15 protein-coding genes are annotated in these 17,439 nt (G+C 68.9%); 3 read left to right on the top strand and 12 right to left on the bottom strand.

What is annotated here, in order from left to right; genetic code table 11:
• Positions 1-210 precede the first annotated feature (210 nt).
• Positions 211-585: a hypothetical protein gene (locus C7H84_RS04480; RefSeq protein WP_121857911.1), complete on the top strand. Its 375-nt coding sequence runs from the start codon at positions 211-213 to the stop codon at positions 583-585.
• A 45-nt stretch (positions 586-630) separates the two neighbouring features.
• Here C7H84_RS04480 and C7H84_RS04475 read toward each other — a convergent pair whose 3' ends face one another.
• Entirely contained in the window at positions 631-1,425 is a 795-nt protein-coding gene (locus C7H84_RS04475) for an SDR family NAD(P)-dependent oxidoreductase (RefSeq protein ID WP_121857597.1), read from the bottom strand.
• A gap of 178 nt (positions 1,426-1,603) precedes the next feature.
• Here C7H84_RS04475 and C7H84_RS04470 point away from each other — a divergent pair, with 178 nt between their 5' ends.
• The gene (locus tag C7H84_RS04470; RefSeq protein ID WP_121857596.1) at positions 1,604-2,452 is read left to right on the top strand and encodes an AraC family transcriptional regulator; all 849 of its coding nucleotides are present in this window, start codon (positions 1,604-1,606) and stop codon (positions 2,450-2,452) included.
• A gap of 152 nt (positions 2,453-2,604) precedes the next feature.
• On the opposite strand, the gene C7H84_RS04465 is transcribed toward C7H84_RS04470, so the two are convergent.
• The 8 genes from C7H84_RS04465 to C7H84_RS04435 form a co-directional block, all read right to left on the bottom strand.
• Entirely contained in the window at positions 2,605-3,201 is a 597-nt protein-coding gene (locus tag C7H84_RS04465; RefSeq protein WP_121857595.1) for a LysE family translocator, read from the bottom strand.
• 141 nt (positions 3,202-3,342) lie between these two features.
• The gene (locus C7H84_RS04460; RefSeq protein ID WP_121857594.1) at positions 3,343-4,791 is read right to left on the bottom strand and encodes a heavy metal sensor histidine kinase; all 1,449 of its coding nucleotides are present in this window, start codon (positions 4,789-4,791) and stop codon (positions 3,343-3,345) included.
• Positions 4,788-5,483, bottom strand: coding sequence for a heavy metal response regulator transcription factor (locus tag C7H84_RS04455; RefSeq protein WP_121857593.1), 696 nt, complete (start codon positions 5,481-5,483; stop codon positions 4,788-4,790). Before C7H84_RS04455 ends, C7H84_RS04460 begins: the two co-directional genes overlap by 4 nt.
• A gap of 33 nt (positions 5,484-5,516) precedes the next feature.
• Complete coding sequence (locus C7H84_RS04450; RefSeq protein ID WP_121857592.1) at positions 5,517-7,022, bottom strand: efflux transporter outer membrane subunit; 1,506 nt, start codon at positions 7,020-7,022, stop codon at positions 5,517-5,519.
• A gap of 5 nt (positions 7,023-7,027) precedes the next feature.
• The gene (locus tag C7H84_RS04445; protein ID WP_121857591.1) at positions 7,028-8,260 is read right to left on the bottom strand and encodes an efflux RND transporter periplasmic adaptor subunit; all 1,233 of its coding nucleotides are present in this window, start codon (positions 8,258-8,260) and stop codon (positions 7,028-7,030) included.
• Between the two features lie 42 nt (positions 8,261-8,302).
• A complete protein-coding gene (locus C7H84_RS04440; RefSeq protein ID WP_121857590.1) occupies positions 8,303-11,470 on the bottom strand; it encodes an efflux RND transporter permease subunit in 3,168 nt (1,055 codons plus the stop codon).
• 23 nt (positions 11,471-11,493) lie between these two features.
• The gene (locus C7H84_RS36210) at positions 11,494-11,688 is read right to left on the bottom strand and encodes a hypothetical protein (protein ID WP_162999202.1); all 195 of its coding nucleotides are present in this window, start codon (positions 11,686-11,688) and stop codon (positions 11,494-11,496) included.
• Positions 11,689-11,698: 10 nt separating this feature from the next.
• On the bottom strand, positions 11,699-12,442 hold the full coding sequence (locus C7H84_RS04435; RefSeq protein WP_162999201.1) for a Crp/Fnr family transcriptional regulator: 744 nt from the start codon (positions 12,440-12,442) through the stop codon (positions 11,699-11,701).
• Positions 12,443-12,658: 216 nt separating this feature from the next.
• Here C7H84_RS04435 and C7H84_RS04430 point away from each other — a divergent pair, with 216 nt between their 5' ends.
• Positions 12,659-14,314: an acyl-CoA synthetase gene (locus C7H84_RS04430; RefSeq protein ID WP_121857589.1), complete on the top strand. Its 1,656-nt coding sequence runs from the start codon at positions 12,659-12,661 to the stop codon at positions 14,312-14,314.
• Between the two features lie 56 nt (positions 14,315-14,370).
• Here C7H84_RS04430 and C7H84_RS04425 read toward each other — a convergent pair whose 3' ends face one another.
• The 3 genes from C7H84_RS04425 to C7H84_RS04415 all read right to left on the bottom strand — a co-directional run.
• Complete coding sequence (locus C7H84_RS04425; RefSeq protein WP_121857588.1) at positions 14,371-16,353, bottom strand: methyl-accepting chemotaxis protein; 1,983 nt, start codon at positions 16,351-16,353, stop codon at positions 14,371-14,373.
• Positions 16,354-16,495: 142 nt separating this feature from the next.
• The gene (locus tag C7H84_RS04420) at positions 16,496-16,927 is read right to left on the bottom strand and encodes a YqaA family protein (protein ID WP_121857587.1); all 432 of its coding nucleotides are present in this window, start codon (positions 16,925-16,927) and stop codon (positions 16,496-16,498) included.
• A gap of 105 nt (positions 16,928-17,032) precedes the next feature.
• Positions 17,033-17,439, bottom strand: a 407-nt coding sequence (locus C7H84_RS04415) for a LysE family transporter (protein ID WP_162999200.1), incomplete at its 5' end; no start/stop codon positions are given.

Below are 17,439 nucleotides of genomic sequence, written 5' to 3'. Positions count from 1 at the left end.
CGGGCCGATTCGATGCATCGGCGCCGGGGTGCGGACGCGCGCGCCGACCGGCCCGGCACCGCAACGGTTCGTGACGATCGGGTGTGCAGCGGGCCGCGGCGTGCGGCGCATCGGACACAAGTCTCTACATTTCTTTTCGATCCGGACCCAAAGGTCTAGTAGCATGGGGCTTTCGATCACGCCTGCATGGCGCAGCAGAATTCCCCGAGCATGCGATTGATTTCGATGTCCCGTCCCGCAGCGACGTTGTCGCTGGCCGCAAGCTGCCTGATGCTGCACGGCTGCGCGTGGTTCGACTCGTGGCTGCCGTTCTCGTATTCGCGCACGCCGCTCGCGAGGGCCGCGTCGCGGCACGGCGCGACGCGCGCCGACGTCGTCCGCGCGGGCGGCAACCCGCGCAGCGTCTGGATGGTCCGCAACGGCAGCGGCGTCTGCTACAACTACTTCATCGAGCACGGCAACGATCACCGGCCTTACTTCGTGGTGTTCGACAAGGCCGGCGCCGTCACGCAATACGGCTTCGATACCTGCATGGACGCCGACCGCAAGGGCACGCTTCAGGTGGGGAAGAGCGCGTCGCGATAGTACGGTAGCGGCGCGCCGCGCTGCGCGCGCCGTGCCGTACAGCCGTCACGCGATCGTGTCGACCACGCCGCCGTCGACGCGCAACGCCGCGCCCGTCGTGGCCGATGCCTGCGGCGAGCACACGTACACGACCATGTTCGCGACTTCCTCCGTCGTTGCCGGCCGCTGGATGATCGAGCTTGCACGCTCGCTGCGCACGAAATCCACAGCGACATCGTCGATGCTGCGGCCGGTTTCGTCGGCCGTCTCCTTCAGCATCGCGCGCACACCTTCCGACATCGTCGGCCCCGGCAGTACCGAATTGACCGTCACGTTGGTGCCGGCCGCGAGCTTCGCGAGGCCGCGTGCGATCGCCAGCTGCGCGGTTTTCGTGAACCCGTAGTGAATCATGTCGACCGGGATGTTCAGGCCCGACTCCGACGAAATGAACACGATGCGGCCGGTATTGCGCGCGAGCATGCCCTTCAGGTAATGCCTTGCCAGGCGCACGCCCGACATCACGTTCATCTGGAAGTAATGCGTCCATTCGTCGTCGTCGATGTCGAAGAATGCCTTCAGCCCGTAGATCCCCGCGTTGTTGATGAGGATGTCGGCGTCCGGCGTGTGCTGCGTGATGCGCGCGACGCCGGCCGCATCGGACAGGTCGGCGGCGACGCCGTCGACGTCCGCGTCGGGCACCGCGCTGCGCAGCAGCGCGAGCGCGGACTCGACCGACTTGTCGCTGCGTCCGTTGACGACGACGCGTGCGCCCGCCTGCGCGAGCCCTTCGGCGATCGCCAGCCCGATGCCGGCGGTGGAAGCGGTGACGACCGCGGTCTTGCCTGTCAGATCGATGTGCATGAGCGTACCGGTGTGATGAGGGTAAGAGGGATAAGACGGATCGGAACCCGCCGCGCCTGCCGGAGCGGCCGGAATTCAAAGCTTAGGCGATCCGGCCGCGAAGCGTCGTGTCGCTGTTGCATCGCGCCGCGTGGTCTTGTACGGTGTGCGTTCGCCGTCCGATCCGGGAGCCCGTCGCGTGAGCCGTTCCGCCCATACCGTTACCGTGCCGTCGCCGTTCTGGCGCGACGCCGCGCTGCCGTTCATCGAGGCGCGCACCGTCGACGACGGGCGGACGATCTGCTACGCGAAGCACACGCACGACACGTTTTCGCTGGGCGCGATCGTCGGCGGCACGAGCACCTACCTCAATGGCGCGACGAAGGAACACGTCGGGCGCGGCGTGCTCGTGATCATCGATCCGGAGCAGGTGCATGCGTGCAATCCGTATGGCCCGGACGCGTGGGCGTACCGGATGGTCTATGTGGACGTGCCGTGGCTCACGCGCTTGCAGCATTCGCTCGGGCGAGATCCGAACCGCGATTTTCGCGGGTTTTCGCCGAAGTTGACTGAGCGACGCGACCTGTTCGCGCAGTTCGGCGGCTTTTACCGCACGCTGGTCGCGCCCGGCGTCGATCCGCTCGGCAAGGAAAGCGCGGCGGTCGAGTTCTTCACGCGGCTGCACGGCGCGCTCGATCGCGAGCTGCCCGACCACGCGCGGCGCGGGGTCGACAACGCGAAGCTCGCGCGCGCGGCCGATTACATCGCCGCGCATTGCCGTCAGGCCGTCACGCTCGATGCGATCTGCGCGGCCGCCGACCTGTCGCCGTCGTATCTGATCCGCGCGTTCAACGCCCGTTACGGGATGACGCCGCATGCGTTCCTGATCGACCGCCGGGTGCAGTTCGGGCGGGCCGAATTGCGCCGCGGCCGGCCGATCGCCGACGTCGCGCTCGATGCGGGCTTCGCGGACCAGGCGCATTTCCAGCGCGCGTTCCGGCGCATCGCGGCCGCGACGCCGGGGCAGTATCGAAGCGCAGCGAATTGAGCGGGGAACGGTGGGGCGGTGCTGGCAGCGCCCGCTATCCGCTATCCGCTATCCACCGCCCACCGCCCACCGCCCACTGCACAATGCGAGCCGCGAGCCGCGAGCCGATTCCCGCCAACGGCCCACATCCCCGGCCACCCGCAGCACCCCCGCTAGATATCGAGCAAATAAAGCGCGCTGCCTGCAAGCAGCAGCGCCATCGCGCGGTTGAACAACCGCATCCGCCGCGCGTTCGCGAGCCGATGGCGCAGCGACGCGCCCGCATACGCCCAGCACGCGATCGACGCGAAGCAGATCACCAGATACAGCGCCGCGAATTGCCACACTTGCGCGCGGTCGCCGTCGGCCGCATACGCGCCCATCGCGGCCACGCACGCGAGCCATGCCTTCGGATTCAGCCACTGCATCGCCGCGCCGGCCGCGGCCGACGGGCCGGCCACGCTGGAGCCGTCCGGATTCGCCGATAACCGCCCGTCGTCGAGCGCGAGCCGCAGCGCAAGGTAAAGCAGGAACGCGATTCCCGACCATTGGGTGGCCGTAGTCAGCATCGGCCAGCGCGCGAGCACCGCGTGCAGCCCGAGGCCGATCAACAGGAACAGCGCGACGAAGCCGAGCGTCGCGCCGGCCGCATAACGCAGGCTCGCGCCGAGACCGTGGCGCGCGCCCGCGCTCAGCGCGACGATGTTGACGGGGCCGGGTGTGATCGACGACGCCAGCGCGAACGCGGCCATTGAAACCAGCATGCTCATTGAGTGCCTCCATGCGAAAGTCAAAGTCGCATCGAGACTAAAGAAGCAGCCGGTGCCCGTATTGAAGAAAACTGCCCTCTGCGGTGCGGTGCGGTGCGGTGCGGTGCGGTGCGGTGCGGTGCGGTGCGGTGCGGCTCGCCGTCAGTGCAACGCGCGCGGCGCGGGCGCCGGCTGCAGCGGACGAGGAGCGGTGGCGCCGGCCGTCGACAGCGGGTCGCTGCCGGACGGTTGCGTCGACACCGAAAAGCCGAACGTATTGACGCCGCCCGAACACGCGACGAACACGCTGCCGCCGTGCATTTCCGCGACGGCCTTGACGATCGACAGCCCGAGCCCGTGGTTCTCCTTGCTGTTCGCACGCGCTTCCTCGAGCCGGTAGAAGCGCTCGAACACATGCGAGCGCTGCACGGAGTCGATCGGCTCGCCGGGGTTCGCGACCGACACGTCGACGAGCGTGTCGCGCGGCGTGATCGTCACGTTCAGTGTCGCACCGGGCGCCGAATGCTGGATCGCGTTGATCAGCAGGTTGGTCATCGCGCGGCGGAACAGTGATGGATCGACGGCGGCACGCGCATCGCCGTGCAGTTCCGCGCGCAGTTGCGCTTCGTCGAGCGGGATCTCGAGGAAGTCGAGCATGCGCCGCACTTCGTCGGCGAGCGACACGTGCTTCAGGTCGGTCGCGCGTTCGCCGCGATCGCTGCGCGACAGGAACAGCATGTCGTTGATGATCACGCGCAGCCGTTCGAACTCCTCAAGGTTCGACTGCAGCGTCTGGCGCATCCGGTCGACCGAGCGGTCGCGGCTCGTCAGCGCGACCTGGGTCTGGCCGATCAGGATGCTGATCGGCGTGCGCAGCTCGTGCGCGACATCCGCGTTGAACGCCTCGAGCCGCGCATAGGTCTGCTGGATGCGCTCGAGCGCGCCGTTGAACGACGCGGCGAGGTCGCGCAACTCGGTCGGCAGCGCGTCGGTCTGCAGCCGCTGGCGGCGGTTGGTGGCGCTGATGGCCGCCGCGTCCTGCGACAGCCGTTCGAGCGGCGCGAGCCCGAAGCGCGCGACCGCGCGGCTCAGCAGCAGCGTGAGGACGGTGGCCGTCGCGATCAGCGCGGCGAGCGTCCACACGAAACGGCGCAGCATCCGCTGCGTGCGCTCGCACGACGTCGCGACGATCAGCTTCAGGTCAGGGCGCTCGCCGCTGCCTGCGACCGGGACGGTCTTCGTCATCACGTTGTAGCTGCTGTGGTTGAGCGCGTACTGCTGGAACGCCCCGAACGGTTCGCCGACGGGCACGCCGTCGACCGGATGGCCGAAGCGGAAGTTGGCATCGGGGCTCTCGACCTGGTAGCGCGTCGACCCGTCGGGTGGTTCGAGGTCGGCGAGCTTTTCCTGCATCAGGCGGCCGCGCGCGGCGGTGGTCGCGTGCGACACGATCATCTGCGCGACCTTCGCGCGCGTGTCGATCGTCGCGCGCAGTTCGGCGAACAGCTGGCGCTCCATCATCACGAACAGCCCGCAGCCGACCAGCGTGAACACGAGCAGCGACACGATGCCGAACATCGCCGACAGGCGCAGGGTGATCGAGCGTTTCATGCGTGCCGCTCCGCGTCGCCTTCCTCGCGCGCCTCGAGCACGTAGCCCATCCCGCGGATCGTGTGCAGCAGCTTTTCCGCGAACGGGCCGTCGAGCTTCGCGCGCAGGCGCTTGATCGCGGTCTCCACGACGTTCGCGTTGCTGTCGAAGTTCACGTCCCACACGAGTTCGGCGATGGTCGTCTTCGACAGCACTTCGCCGCTGCGCCGCGCGAGCACGCCGAGCAGCTGGAATTCCTGTGCGGTCAGGTCGAGGCGCGTGCCGTCGCGGGTCGCGCGGCGGCCGATCAGGTCGACGCGCAGGTCGCCGATCGAGATCAGCGTCGATTCCTGCACGCGCGCACGGCGCGTGAGCGCGCGCAGCCGCTCGATCAGTTCGAGGAACGAGAATGGCTTGGTCAGGTAGTCGTCGGCGCCGCCGCGCAGGCCGCGCACGCGGTCGTCGACGCGGTCGCGCGCGGTCAGCATGATCACGGGCGTCTGCTTCTGCGCGCGCAGCGCACGCAGCACGCCGAAGCCGTCGAGCTTCGGCAGCATCACGTCGAGCACGACCACGTCGTAGTCGAATTCGACGGCTTTCCACGCGCCGTCCTCGCCGTCGAGCGCGGTATCGACGACCCAGCCTTCCTCGCTCAGGCCGCTCTTCAGGTATTCGACGACTTTCGGTTCGTCTTCGACGATCAGGACTTTCATAGGCGTGTGTGCGTTATCGGGTTAGGGGCCGGGTCAGGGGCCGACGGTCGCGGCCGGCTGCGGGCCGGCCGCCGCGACGTCGGTCGGCGCGGCGCCGTCCGTCGCGCCGCCGTCCCAGCCGCCGCCGAGCGCCTTCGCGAGAAACACGACGAGCGCCGCGCGCTGGCCCTGGATCTGCACGGCCTGGCGCTCGCTCGTCAGCAACTGCTGCTGAGCCGTCAGCACGTCGATGAACGGCGTCAGGCCGCCCGCGTAGCGATCCTGTGCGAGCGACACGAGCTTGCGCGCGTCGTCGACGGCCGCCGACGCCTGCTGCGCGGCCTGCGCGAGCACCGACAGGCCCGTCACCGCATTCTGCACCTCCTGGAACGCGGTCAGCACGGTCTGCCGGTAGTTGGCCTGCGCGGCCACGTAACCGGCCTGCGCGAAGTCGACACCGGCCTTCAGCTTGCCGCCCTGGAACAGCGGCTGGCTGATCGAGGCGCCGATCGACCACAGCAGCGCCGGCACGGTGAAGAGGCCGGAGAAGCGCGTCGCGTCCCAGCCGATGTCGGGCGACAGCGCGATGCGCGGGAAATACGCGGCGCGCGCGACGCCGATCTGCGCGTTCGCGGCGGCCATCGCGCGCTCGGCCGACGCGACGTCGGGGCGCCGTTGCAGCAGGTCGCTCGGCATGCCGGCCGGCAGCGCGGGCGCGTTGATCGGCACCACGCGCGGCGGCAGCGAGAACGCCGGCGCCGGCGTGCCGACCAGCGTCGCGATCGCCGTCTCGACCTGCGCGCGCTGCTGGATCAGCAATTGCGCCTGCGTGCGCGTGGCGTCGAGCTGCGAGCGCTGCTGCAGCAGGTCGAGGCCGGACACCGCGCCCAGGTCGTGACGCGCGCTCACGTAGTCGAGCGCCTTCTGCTGCAGGTCGATCGAACGCTTGACGACGTCGATCTCGGTGTCGAACTCGCGCAGCGCGAAGTAGCTCGACGCGAGATCGGCGCTCAGCACGAGGCGCGCATTCGCGAAATCGTCGCGCGCCTGCTCGGAGCTGGCCTGCGCGGATTCGACGTTGCGCCGCACGCGGCCGAACAGGTCGAGCTCGTAGCTGACGCTCGCGGCGACCTGGATGTCGTTCTGCACGGTCGACATGCTCTTCGTCGCGTAGTTGGTCTGCGGCCGGTCGGCGGAGATCTTGAAGCGCTGGCCGCTCGCGTTCAGGCCGACGGCCGGATACTGCGCGGACCCGACCGACGCGAGCGTCGCCTTCGCCTGGTCGTAGCGCGCGGCGACGGCCTTCAGGTTCTGGTTGTTGCGCAGCGCGTCGGCTTCGAGCGCGTCGAGCTGTGCGTCGCCGAACGCGGTCCACCAGGCCGGGTCGAGCGGCGCCCGGGCCGGTGCGGCCGGGTGCCAGTACGCATCGGCGGGATCGAGCCGCCAAGTTGCCGGCGTGTCGACGGCGGGGCGCTGGTAATCGGGGCCGACCGTGCAGCCGGCGAGGGCCGCAGCCGCGACGACGGTCAGGACGGCCGCCGGACGCAGGCGGGGGCGCATTGCGCTCACGACTTCGCTCCCGCGACCGCGGACGCCGGCTTCGCGGCCGGCGGCGCCTGCACGACGACCATGTCGCCGTTTGCGAGCGCGTCGCTCGGGTTCGCGACGAGGCGGTCGTTCGGCGTGAGCGGGCCGTCGACCTCGAGCGTCTGCCCGATCGTGCGCACGACCGTCACCGCCTTCAGCCGCACCTGGCCGTTCGCATCGACGGTCGCGACCGTCGGCCCTTCGGCGCGGAACAGCAGCGTGTTGGCCGGAATCTGCAGGCGACCGACCGGCGTCATCGGCAGCGTCGCCTGCACGTATGCGCCGGGCAGCAGCCGGCCGTCCGGGTTCGGCAGCGTGATCTCGATCTGCAGCGAACGCGTCGCGACGTCGATCGCCTGCGACGTGCGCGTGACCGTGCCGTCGAAGGTCTGCCCGGGCAGTTCGGCCTGCGCGACGCTCACGTGCTGGCCGACCTTCACCTGCTGCGCGTATGCCTGCGGCACCTGCACGTACAGGCGCAGCCGGTCGGCCTGCACGACGGTGAACAGCGCGCGGCCCGCGTTGCCGGAGCTGACGAGGTCGCCGACGTCGACGTTGCGCTGCGTGACGATCCCGTCGATCGGCGCGACGATGCGCTGGAAGCCCTTCAGCTCGGTGAGCCGGCGCATGTTCGCATCGGCCGCCGCTAGACTCGCGGTGCCCTGGTTGAACGCGCCTTGCCGGTCGTCGAGCTCCTGCTGCGACACCGCATCGCGCTGGCGCAACTGCTGCGCGCGGTCGAACGACGTCTTCGCGAGTGCGAGCGTGGCCTGCGCCTGCTGGCGCTGCGCGGTGGCCTGCGCGAGTTCCTGGTTCAGCTCGGGCGTGTCGAGCTCGGCGAGCACTTGCCCCTGCTTCACGTGCGCGCCGATGTCGGCCTGCCAGCGCAGCACGTAGCCGCTCGCGCGCGCATAGATCGGCGCTTCGATGAAGCCGCGCAGCGTGCCGGGCAGCGTCAGCTTGCCGCCGGTGGCCGCATCGACCGGACGCACGACGCTCACGTACTGGCGCGTGTTCTGCTCGGCCACCGCGTCGAGGTGATGCCGGTTCAGCACGTTGACGACGATCGTGCGCGCAGCGCCCGCGACCAGCAGCACGCCGATCACGATCAGCACGACCCGAGCGCGCCGCGACACCGACGTGCGCGTCGGCAGGTGCATGCCGTGTTCGTCCACGTGGATGCCGACGGAGCTGTGATGTTTCTCTTCCATGAATTGACCGGGTCTGTTGGCTGGGTAGGCGAGGGGCGAAAATCAGTGTCGGGCCTGGCGCGCGCGCCGGCGGGCGAGCCGCGCGTGCACGCCGCCGAACACGAGCGGCACGAACAGCAACGTCGAAACGGTGGCGAACAGCAGGCCGCCGATCACCGCGCGGCCGAGCGGCGCGTTCTGCTCGGCGCCTTCGCCGAGACCGAGCGCCATCGGCACCATCCCGATGATCATCGCGAGCGCCGTCATCAGCACCGGGCGGATCCGTGTCGCGCCGGCTTCGAGCGCGGCCGTCAGCGGCGGCGCGCCGTCCGCGAGGCGCTGGCGCGCGAACGACACGACCAGGATGCTGTTCGCGGTTGCGACGCCCACCGTCATGATCGCGCCCGTCAGCGCGGGCACGCTCAGGTGCGTGCCGGTGATGAACAGCATCCACGCGATGCCGGCGAGCGCGGCAGGCATCGCGCTGATGATGATCAGCGGATCGAGCCACGACTGGAAATTCACGACGATCAGCAGGTAGACGAGCACGATCGCCACCGCGACGCCCGCGCCGAGGCCGAGGTACGACGTGCGCATCGTCTCGACCTGGCCGCGCACCGACAGGTCGGTGCCGCGCGGCAGCGTCGCGCGCGCGTCGGACACGATCCGGTCGATCTCGCCCGCGACCGAGCCGAGATCGCGGCCTTCCACGCTCACGTACAGGTCGACCGCCGGCCGGATGTTGAAGTGCGTGATCACGGCCGGGCTCGCGACCGGGTGAACCCGCACGAGGTTGCCGAGCAGTTGCAGCGGCATGCCCATGCGGCCGCTCGCGGAAACCGGCGTGCCGAGCAGGTCGTCGATCGACGCGATGTTGTATTGCGGGGTCTGGATCTGCAGCGGGTACTGGACGCCCGTGCGCGGATTGATCCAGAACGACGGCGTCGTCTGGGAACTACCGGACAGCGAGATCAGCATGTTCTGCGCGACGTTCTGCGCGGAAAGGCTCAACTGCTGCATGCGCGTACGGTCCATGTCGGCCACCAGGGTCGGTTCGTCGTTGCGCTGCAGCACGTGCACGTCGACGGCGCCGGGGATTTGCCTGATCTTCTTCATCAGGCTGCTCGCGATAGTCATGTTACTCGCGAGATCGTTGCCGAGCACCTGCACATCGATCGCGGCCGGCTGACCGAAGTTGAGGATCTGCGTGATGATGTCCGACGGCTGGAAGAAGAACTCGATGCCCGGGAAGCGCTGCGGCAGCAGCGTGCGCAGCGTCTGCACGTAGTGCTCGGTCGCGCGGTGGCCGGGCTTCAGCGCGATCATCAGTTCGCCGTCGAGCGAGCCGATCGTGCCGGCGTTGCTGTACGACAGATTGATGCCGCTCACCGGCAGCCCGAGGTTGTCGACGATCGCGCCGAGCTCGTCGGGCGGCACCGCTTCACGGATCACGCGCTCGACCTGGTCGGCGAGGCGCGCGGTTTCCTCGATCCGGTAGCCGGTCGGCGCGCGCACGTGCAGCCGGATGTTGCCGGAATCGGCGTTGGGGAAGAAGTCGCGGCCGAGCACGAACACGAGGCCGGTCGACAGCACGCAGAAGCCGAGGAAGCACATCGCGTAGAAGCGGCGGCGCACCAGCAGCATGCTGAGCAGCACGATGTACCACGCGCGCAGGCGCTCGAACGCACCGTTGAACGCGTGATGGAGCCGCGCGAACCGCGACGTCGACCGGTCGTGGCCGGTGCTCGCCTGCTGCGGGCGGAACAGCAGCATCGCGAGCGTCGGCACGAGCGTGCGCGACAGCACGTACGACGCGAGCATCGCGAACACCACCGCTTCCGCGAGCGGCACGAACAGGAAGCGCGCAACGCCCGTCAGGAAGAACATCGGCACGAACACGATGCAGATGCACAGCGTCGACACGAACGCGGGCACCGCGATCTCGCCCGCGCCTTCGAGAATCGCTTCGTGCAGGTCCGTACCGAGATGCAGATGCCGCTCGATGTTCTCGATCGTGACGGTCGCATCGTCGACGAGAATGCCGACCGCGAGCGCGAGCCCGCCGAGCGTCATGATGTTGATGGTCTCGCCGAGCGCCGACAACGCGATCAGCGACGTGAAGATCGACAGCGGAATCGAGATCGCGATGATCAGCGTGCTGCGCCAGTTGCCGAGGAACAGCAGGATCATCATCGCGGTCAGCACGGCGGCGATCAGCGCCTCATGGATCACGCCCTGCACGGCGGCGTTGACGAACACCGACTGGTCGAACAGCGGCGTGATCGTGAGCCCCTCGGGCAGCGTCGGGACCACCTTCGGCAGCAGCGTCTTGAGGTCCGACACGACCTTCAGCGTCGATGCGTCGCCGGTCTTCAGGATCGACATCAGCACGCCGCGCTGGCCGTTCTGGCGCACGACGTTGGTCTGCGGCGCGAAGCCGTCGCGCACTGCCGCGACTTCGCGCAGGTAGGTCGTCGCGCCGTTGACGGTCTGGATCGGCAGGTTGTTGATGTCGGCGATCGTGTCGGCCGACGCATTCGTGTCGATCCGGAATTCGCTCTGGCCCATCTTCGCGGTGCCGGTCGGCAGCACCAGGTTCTGTGTGTTGACCGCATTGACGATGTCGGCCGGCGTGAGGCCCTTCGCGAGCAACGCCTGCGGATCGAGATCGATCGCGACGACCCGCGTGCGGCCGCCGTACGGGAACGGGATCTGCGCGCCCGGGATCGTGATCAGTTGCGGGCGCAGGAAGTTGAGTGCGATGTCGGCGAGCGACTGTTCGCTGAGCGTCGTGCTCGACAGCCCGAGCTGGATCACCGGGATGCTCGACGCCGAATAGGTGATCACGAGCGGCGGCGTCGCGCCCTGCGGCATCTGCCGCACGATCGCCTGCGCGGACGAGACCGTCTGCGCGATGGCCGTCTGCACGTTTGCACCGGGCTGCAGGAACACCTTCACGACCGCGATGCCGGGCAGCGACGTCGATTCGATGTGCTGGATGTTGTTGACGGTCGTCGTCAGGATCCGTTCATGGACGGCCGTGATCCGGTTGGTCATCTCCTGCGCGGAGAAGCCGGTGTAATTCCAGATCACGCTGATGACGGGAATGTTGACCGCCGGCAGCACGTCGACCGGCGTGCGCATCAGCGCAAGCGGGGTGGCCAGCACGATCATGATGGCCATCACGATGAACGTGTAGGGGCGCCTGAGGGCGAGGTTGACGATCCACATGGAGGCGGCGGGACGGGCGGTGGTCAGGCGTCGGTGAAGGGAACCCGAATGATAGGTGTCGGGCCGTAACGGGTTACTGACGCGAAACTGGCGGAATTGTCAGGTCGACGCGCGGCGGCGACAAGCTGATTCATCGGATCAAACGTGCGCGGGTGCACGGGCCTCGAAACGGCTGCCGCACCGGATCCGCGCGCCGCGGCGACGACGATTTCGTTCATCTTGCCGCGCTCAGATCTGCTCCATCCCGACCCGCGCGAGCGCGGCCAGATCGACGACCTCGATCTGGTTGTACGCGAGCCGCAGCACGCCGAGCTTCTCGAGCTGCTGCAGCGCCTGGTTGATCCGCTGCCGCGACACGCCGACGAGCATCCCCAGTTCCTCCTGCGAAATCGCGAGCGACGGGCCGGTGTCCGGGTACAGGTCCGGATTGAACAGCTGCGCGAGCGCTTGCGCGACGCGCGCATCGACGTCGAGCAGCCTGCTGTTCTGGATCGACGCGATGAATTCGCCCATCCGGTTGTTCAGCTGGTGGATCACGAAGCGCGTGAACGGCAGGCTCGTGTCGAGCAGCGCATGGAACGTGTCGACCGGCACGAACAGCACGGTCGAGCGCTGGACCGCGACCACTTCGTACTTGCGCAGCTCGCGCTTGATCACGCTGCCTTCGCCGAACCAGCCGCCCGACGGCACGCCGGAAAACGTGCAGCCGCGCCCCGACGCGTTGAAGATTGCGAGCTTCAGCAACCCGCGATGCACGCCGATCCAGTATTCGGACGGCGCGAGCCGCCGCGCGATCACGTCGCCGGCCTCGCGCTGTTCCGCCCGCGACTGCGCGAGCACGAGCGCCTGATGTTCCGGCGCGAGCGCGCGGAACCACGCGCATTGGCCGAACAGCACGGACAGCGCCGGCAACGGACCCGGTTCGGCAGGGACGGCGGCCGCGTCGGGCGGCGCAACGAGATGGTCGTGCATGGATGCGGGTTTGCGAGGATAGGGATAACGCGCAGCGTTCGCGGCGCACTCTGTCGTTTCGATGACAGACGGCTCACAATAGCGCCCGTTAGGCTGTCGGCAATTGAACCACATCAAAACGAATCGGAGTGCATGCACTCCGGCTGGATACGAGATCGAAGCGTGCGCCGCGGCATCGACGCACGCGCCGGTCGACGAAAAACGGGAGACAGGATCATGACGCAGATGTTCGAGGCCGGACTCGGCCGCCGCGACGCCAACTACGTGCCGCTCACGCCGATCGATTTTCTGGTCCGCGCGGCCGAAGTCTACGGCGAGCGCCTCGCGATCGTGCACGGCGACGTGCGGCGCACGTGGGGCGAAACCTATACGCGGGCGAAGCAGCTCGCGAGCGCGCTCGCGCAAGCCGGCGTCGCCCGCGGCGAGACGGTCGCGGCGCTGCTGCCGAACATCCCGGCGATGGTCGAGGCGCACTTCGGCGTGCCGATGGCCGGCGCGGTGCTCAACACGATCAACACGCGGCTCGACATCTCGTCGGTGCTGTTCATGCTGCGTCACGGCGAAGCGAAGGTGCTGATCGTCGATACCGAGTACGCGGAGCTCGCGCAGCGCGCGGCGCTCGAACTGCCGGCCCTGAAGATCGTCAGCGTCGCCGACGCGATGCCGGCCGACCCCGCGCGCTTCGCGGGCGCGACCGACTACGAAGCGTTCATTGCCGCCGGCGACCGCGACTACGCGTGGACGCCGCCCGCCGACGAGTGGGACGCGATCGCGCTGAACTACACGTCGGGCACGACCGGCGACCCGAAGGGCGTCGTCTATCACCATCGCGGCGCGCATCTCGCGGCGATCAGCAACATCCTCGAATGGGACATGCCGAAGCACGCGGTGTATCTGTGGACGCTGCCGATGTTCCACTGCAACGGCTGGTGCTTCCCGTGGGCCGTCGCGGCGCGCGCGGGCGTGAACGTGTGCCTGCGCAAGTTCGATGCGAAGACGGTGTTCGACCTGATCCGCCGTGAACGCGTCACGCATTACTGCGGCGCGCCGATCGTGCAGAGCGCGATCGCGAACGCGCCGGCCGAGCTGCGCGAAGGCATCGATCACACGGTGCACGCGATGGTCGCCGGTGCGGCACCGGCGCCGGCCGTGATCGCGAAGATGAAGGAGATCGGCTTCGACCTGCTGCACGTGTACGGGCTGACCGAGGTCTATGGCCCGGCCACCGTATGCGCGAAGCAGGCGCACTGGGACGAGCTGCCCGACGACGAGCGCGCGCGCCTGAACGCGCGGCAGGGCGTGCGCTATCACCTGGAAGCGGGCGCGACGGTGCTCGACCCGGACACGATGGCGCCGGTGCCGGCCGACGGCGAGACGCTCGGCGAGATCATGTTCCGCGGCAACATCTGCATGAAGGGCTACCTGAAGAATCCGAAGGCGACCGACGAGGCGTTCCACGGCGGCTGGTTCCATACGGGCGATCTCGGCGTGCTGACGCCGGATGGCTATATCCGCATCAAGGATCGCCGCAAGGACATCATCATTTCCGGCGGCGAGAACATCTCGAGCATCGAGGTCGAGGACGCGCTGTACCGGCATCCGGCTGTCGCGGTCGCGGCGGTCGTCGCGATGCCGGACCCGAAGTGGGGCGAGGTGCCGTGCGCGTTCGTCGAGCTGCGCGACGGCGCGAGCGCGACCGAGGAGGAGATCGTCGCGCACTGCCGGAAGCTGCTCGCGGGGTTCAAGGTGCCGAAGGCCGTGCGGTTCGGCGAGCTGCCGAAGACGTCGACCGGCAAGATCCAGAAATTCCAGCTGCGCAATGCGGTCGGATCGGACAAGGCGATCGATCTCGCGGGCGACGACAAGAAGTAAGTAGCAGCCGGGCCGGGCAGAGGCCCGGCCGCTCGCCGCGTGTCATGCGTCCCGTTTCACGCGCCCCGTTCCAGCCGGAACACGCTGACCGCTTCTGACAGTTGCGCGGCCTGGTCGCGCAACGCAACGGCCGCGCGTTCGGCATCCGAGATCAGCGTCGCGTTCTGCTGGGTCGCCTCGCCGATCTGCGTGATCGCCTGGTTCACCTGCTCGATGCCGGTCGATTGCTCGCGCGACGCGGCGCTGATCTCGCCGATCAGCGTGCTGACCTGGTCGACGCGCTGGACGATGTCGCGCATCGTGCCGCGCGCGGCGTCCGCGATCCGGTAGCCCTGTTCGACGGTGGTCGACGATTCGGCGCTCAACGCGTCGATTTCCTTGACCGCGGCCGCGCTGCGCTGCGCGAGCGCGCGCACTTCGGCCGCGACCACCGCGAAGCCCTTGCCGTGCTCGCCCGCGCGTGCCGCTTCGACCGCCGCGTTCAGCGCCAGGATATTGGTCTGGAATGCGATGCCTTCGATCGTGCTCGTGATTTCGGCGATCCGGCGCGTCGCACGGCCAATGTCGTCCATCGTCGCGACCACGCGTTGCACCGCCGCGTCGCCGTCGGTCGCGGCGGTCGATGCGTCCGCAACCAAAGCGTTCGCCTGCGCCGCGTGCTCCGCGTTCTGCTGCACGGCGGCCGTGATCTGCTCCATGCTGGCCGCGGTCTGCTCGACGCTGCTCGCCTGCGTCGCGATCCGCGCGGCGATGTCGCCGCTGCCGGCCGCGATCCCGACGGTGCCGCGCGCGATGTCGGACGAACTGCTGCGCACCTGCGCGACGATCCGCGCGAGGCCGTCGCCGATTCCGTCGACCGCCTGCACGAGCCGGCCGATCTCGTCGTTGCCCGTCGCGCCGCGGGCGGCCGCGCCATCGCGGATCCGGATGCTGAGATCGCCGGCCGCATAGCGTTCCGATGCACGAGCGGCCGCATCGAGCGGCCGGCTGACGACACGTCGCACGACGACCACGAACAGCGCCGCGAACGCAGCGACCAGCACGGCCGCGATCATCAGGAAACGGTTGCGGATGGTGCGCATGCCCGCGAGCAGTTCGTCGTCGAGCGCGATGCCGCCGACCAGCCACTGCCATTGCGGAACCGTCGTGAACGACACGAATTTCGCGGTGGGTTGCGCATCGTGCGCGGCCGGGTCCGTCGACGTGTAGGAGAGCCGGCCCTGGCCGGCCGCGAGCATCTGCGTGTAGGGCGCGCGCGTGTCGTCGGCGTGCTGGCCGGCGGCGTCCGGATGGACGACGAAGGTGCCGCGCGATGCGCCCGGCGACGCGTCGAGCACGAAGTAGTAGCCGTTGTCGCCGATCTTCAACGCGCGGATGCCGTCCTGGACCACTTGCAGCTCGGCACCGACGTCCAGGCCCACGAACAGCGCGCCGATCACGCGGCCCGTCGCGTCGGTGACCGGCTTGTATTGCGTGATGTACGTCCGGCCGAACAGTTTCGCGAGGCCGGTATAGGTGCGTCCGGCGACGAGCGGCGCGTAGGCGGGGCCCGTGCGATCGAGGCGCGTGCCGACCGCGCGCGTGCCGTCCTGCTTCTTCAGCGACGTCGTCACGCGGACGAAGTCGTCGCCGTCACGCGCGAAGATCGTCGCGATCGCGCCGCTTTTCTTCAGGAACTGGTCGGGAATCGAGTAATCGAGATCGAGCGGCTGTCCGCCCGCGGACAGCACGGGTGCGGCGACGCCGCCGATGTCGACGGTGCGCGTCGTGTCGAGCGAGAAATCGGCCGGCAGGAAACTGGCGAGCAGCGACATGGCGCGGCTCGCTTCGGCCGACAGTGCCTTGTCGAACATCTCGACCATCGCGCGGATCGACTGCTCCTTGTCGGCGATACGCGCGTGCGCCTCGTCGGCGAGCTGCGCGCCGGCGAAATGGGCGAGCGCCCACGCGAACACGGTAAACAACAGTGCGACGAGTGCACACGCGAGTGCGGCCAGACGCGCGCCGACGCTCGCCCGGCCCAATTGGGTCAATCTCATAGGCTTCCTGAGTGTGGGGGAGAGAGGCGGAACGCACGCGTCACCGCAATACCGTAAGGAAAACGGCAGCTTCGGCGAAATCTTTAGCGGGGAGTGGGCTGTGGTGGCGCGAGGGGGCGACGTCGGACGCAAACGACCCGTGTCAGGCCGTCACGAGCCACGCGACGGCGAGATACCGGCCGACCTTCGCGACCGTCACGATCGCGAGAAAGGTCGGGAGCGGCTCGCGCAGCACGCCGGCGATCATCGTCAGCGGATCGCCGATCACCGGTGCCCAGCTCAGCAGCAGCGACCAGCGGCCGTAGCGCCGATACCAGCCCTCGGCGCGCGCGAGCGCGGCCGGCTTGACCGGAAACCAGCGCCGATCGCGGAAGTGCTCGATGCCGCGGCCGAGCGCCCAGTTGATCGCCGAGCCGGCAACGTTGCCGATGCTCGCGACCACCACCAGCGCCCACACGGGCTCGCGGCCGGCGAGCAGCAGGCCGGCCAGCACGGCTTCGGACTGGAGCGGGAACAGGGTCGCGGCGACCATCGACACGGCGAACAGGCCGCCGTAAGTGAGCAATTCGGACATCGCGCGATTGTACCGGCTGCATGTCGGCCGGCATGGCGCGACGCGCGGCTGCCGCGCCGGGCGACGTCGCCCGGCGACCTCGCCCGGCGGCGGCCGCGCGGTCGCTCAGTTCCAGCCGGCCATGATCGCGCCCATCCCGACCAGCAGCCCGCCCGTCACGCGGTTCATCGCGCGCATCCGCGCCGGCCGCTGCAGCGCACGGCTCAGCCGATGCGAGAACAGCGCCATCGACGCGACGCCGCCGGCGAACAGCACCGCGAAGGTCGCGGCGAGCAGCAGGAATTGCGCATTCAGGCTCCAGTTGGCATCCGGGATGATGAACTGCGGGAAGAACGACGGGAAAAACAGCAGCGTCTTCGGGTTCAGGCCGGAGGTGGCGACGCCGCGCCAGAACAGCGCGCGTCCGGTGTCGGTGTCATCGGCTGCGGTGTCGCCGGCCTTGGCCGGGGTGGCGGAGGCGGTGGCAGCGGGCGCCGAGGTGGCGGAGGTGGCGGAGGCAGCAGAGGCAGCAG

This window comes from Burkholderia sp. Nafp2/4-1b (assembly GCF_003635165.1).
Lineage (GTDB): Bacteria > Pseudomonadota > Gammaproteobacteria > Burkholderiales > Burkholderiaceae > Burkholderia.
This window is presented reverse-complemented; position numbering and strand designations above follow the sequence as displayed.

What these genes read in the sequence shown, in the direction of transcription:
- C7H84_RS04475 (WP_121857597.1), bottom strand. Translation starts at nt 1,425, where the DNA reads ATGCACATCGATCTGACAGGCAAGACCGCGGTCGTCACCGCTTCCACC.
- C7H84_RS04450 (WP_121857592.1), bottom strand. Translation starts at nt 7,022, where the DNA reads ATGCGCCCCCGCCTGCGTCCGGCGGCCGTCCTGACCGTCGTCGCGGCT.
- C7H84_RS04440 (WP_121857590.1), bottom strand. Translation starts at nt 11,470, where the DNA reads ATGTGGATCGTCAACCTCGCCCTCAGGCGCCCCTACACGTTCATCGTG.
- C7H84_RS04435 (WP_162999201.1), bottom strand. Translation starts at nt 12,442, where the DNA reads ATGCACGACCATCTCGTTGCGCCGCCCGACGCGGCCGCCGTCCCTGCC.
- C7H84_RS04425 (WP_121857588.1), bottom strand. Translation starts at nt 16,353, where the DNA reads ATGAGATTGACCCAATTGGGCCGGGCGAGCGTCGGCGCGCGTCTGGCC.
- C7H84_RS36210 (WP_162999202.1), bottom strand. Translation starts at nt 11,688, where the DNA reads ATGAACGAAATCGTCGTCGCCGCGGCGCGCGGATCCGGTGCGGCAGCC.
- C7H84_RS04480 (WP_121857911.1), top strand. Translation starts at nt 211, where the DNA reads ATGCGATTGATTTCGATGTCCCGTCCCGCAGCGACGTTGTCGCTGGCC.
- C7H84_RS04455 (WP_121857593.1), bottom strand. Translation starts at nt 5,483, where the DNA reads ATGAAAGTCCTGATCGTCGAAGACGAACCGAAAGTCGTCGAATACCTG.
- C7H84_RS04465 (WP_121857595.1), bottom strand. Translation starts at nt 3,201, where the DNA reads ATGAGCATGCTGGTTTCAATGGCCGCGTTCGCGCTGGCGTCGTCGATC.
- C7H84_RS04420 (WP_121857587.1), bottom strand. Translation starts at nt 16,927, where the DNA reads ATGTCCGAATTGCTCACTTACGGCGGCCTGTTCGCCGTGTCGATGGTC.
- C7H84_RS04460 (WP_121857594.1), bottom strand. Translation starts at nt 4,791, where the DNA reads ATGAAACGCTCGATCACCCTGCGCCTGTCGGCGATGTTCGGCATCGTG.
- C7H84_RS04445 (WP_121857591.1), bottom strand. Translation starts at nt 8,260, where the DNA reads ATGGAAGAGAAACATCACAGCTCCGTCGGCATCCACGTGGACGAACAC.
- C7H84_RS04430 (WP_121857589.1), top strand. Translation starts at nt 12,659, where the DNA reads ATGACGCAGATGTTCGAGGCCGGACTCGGCCGCCGCGACGCCAACTAC.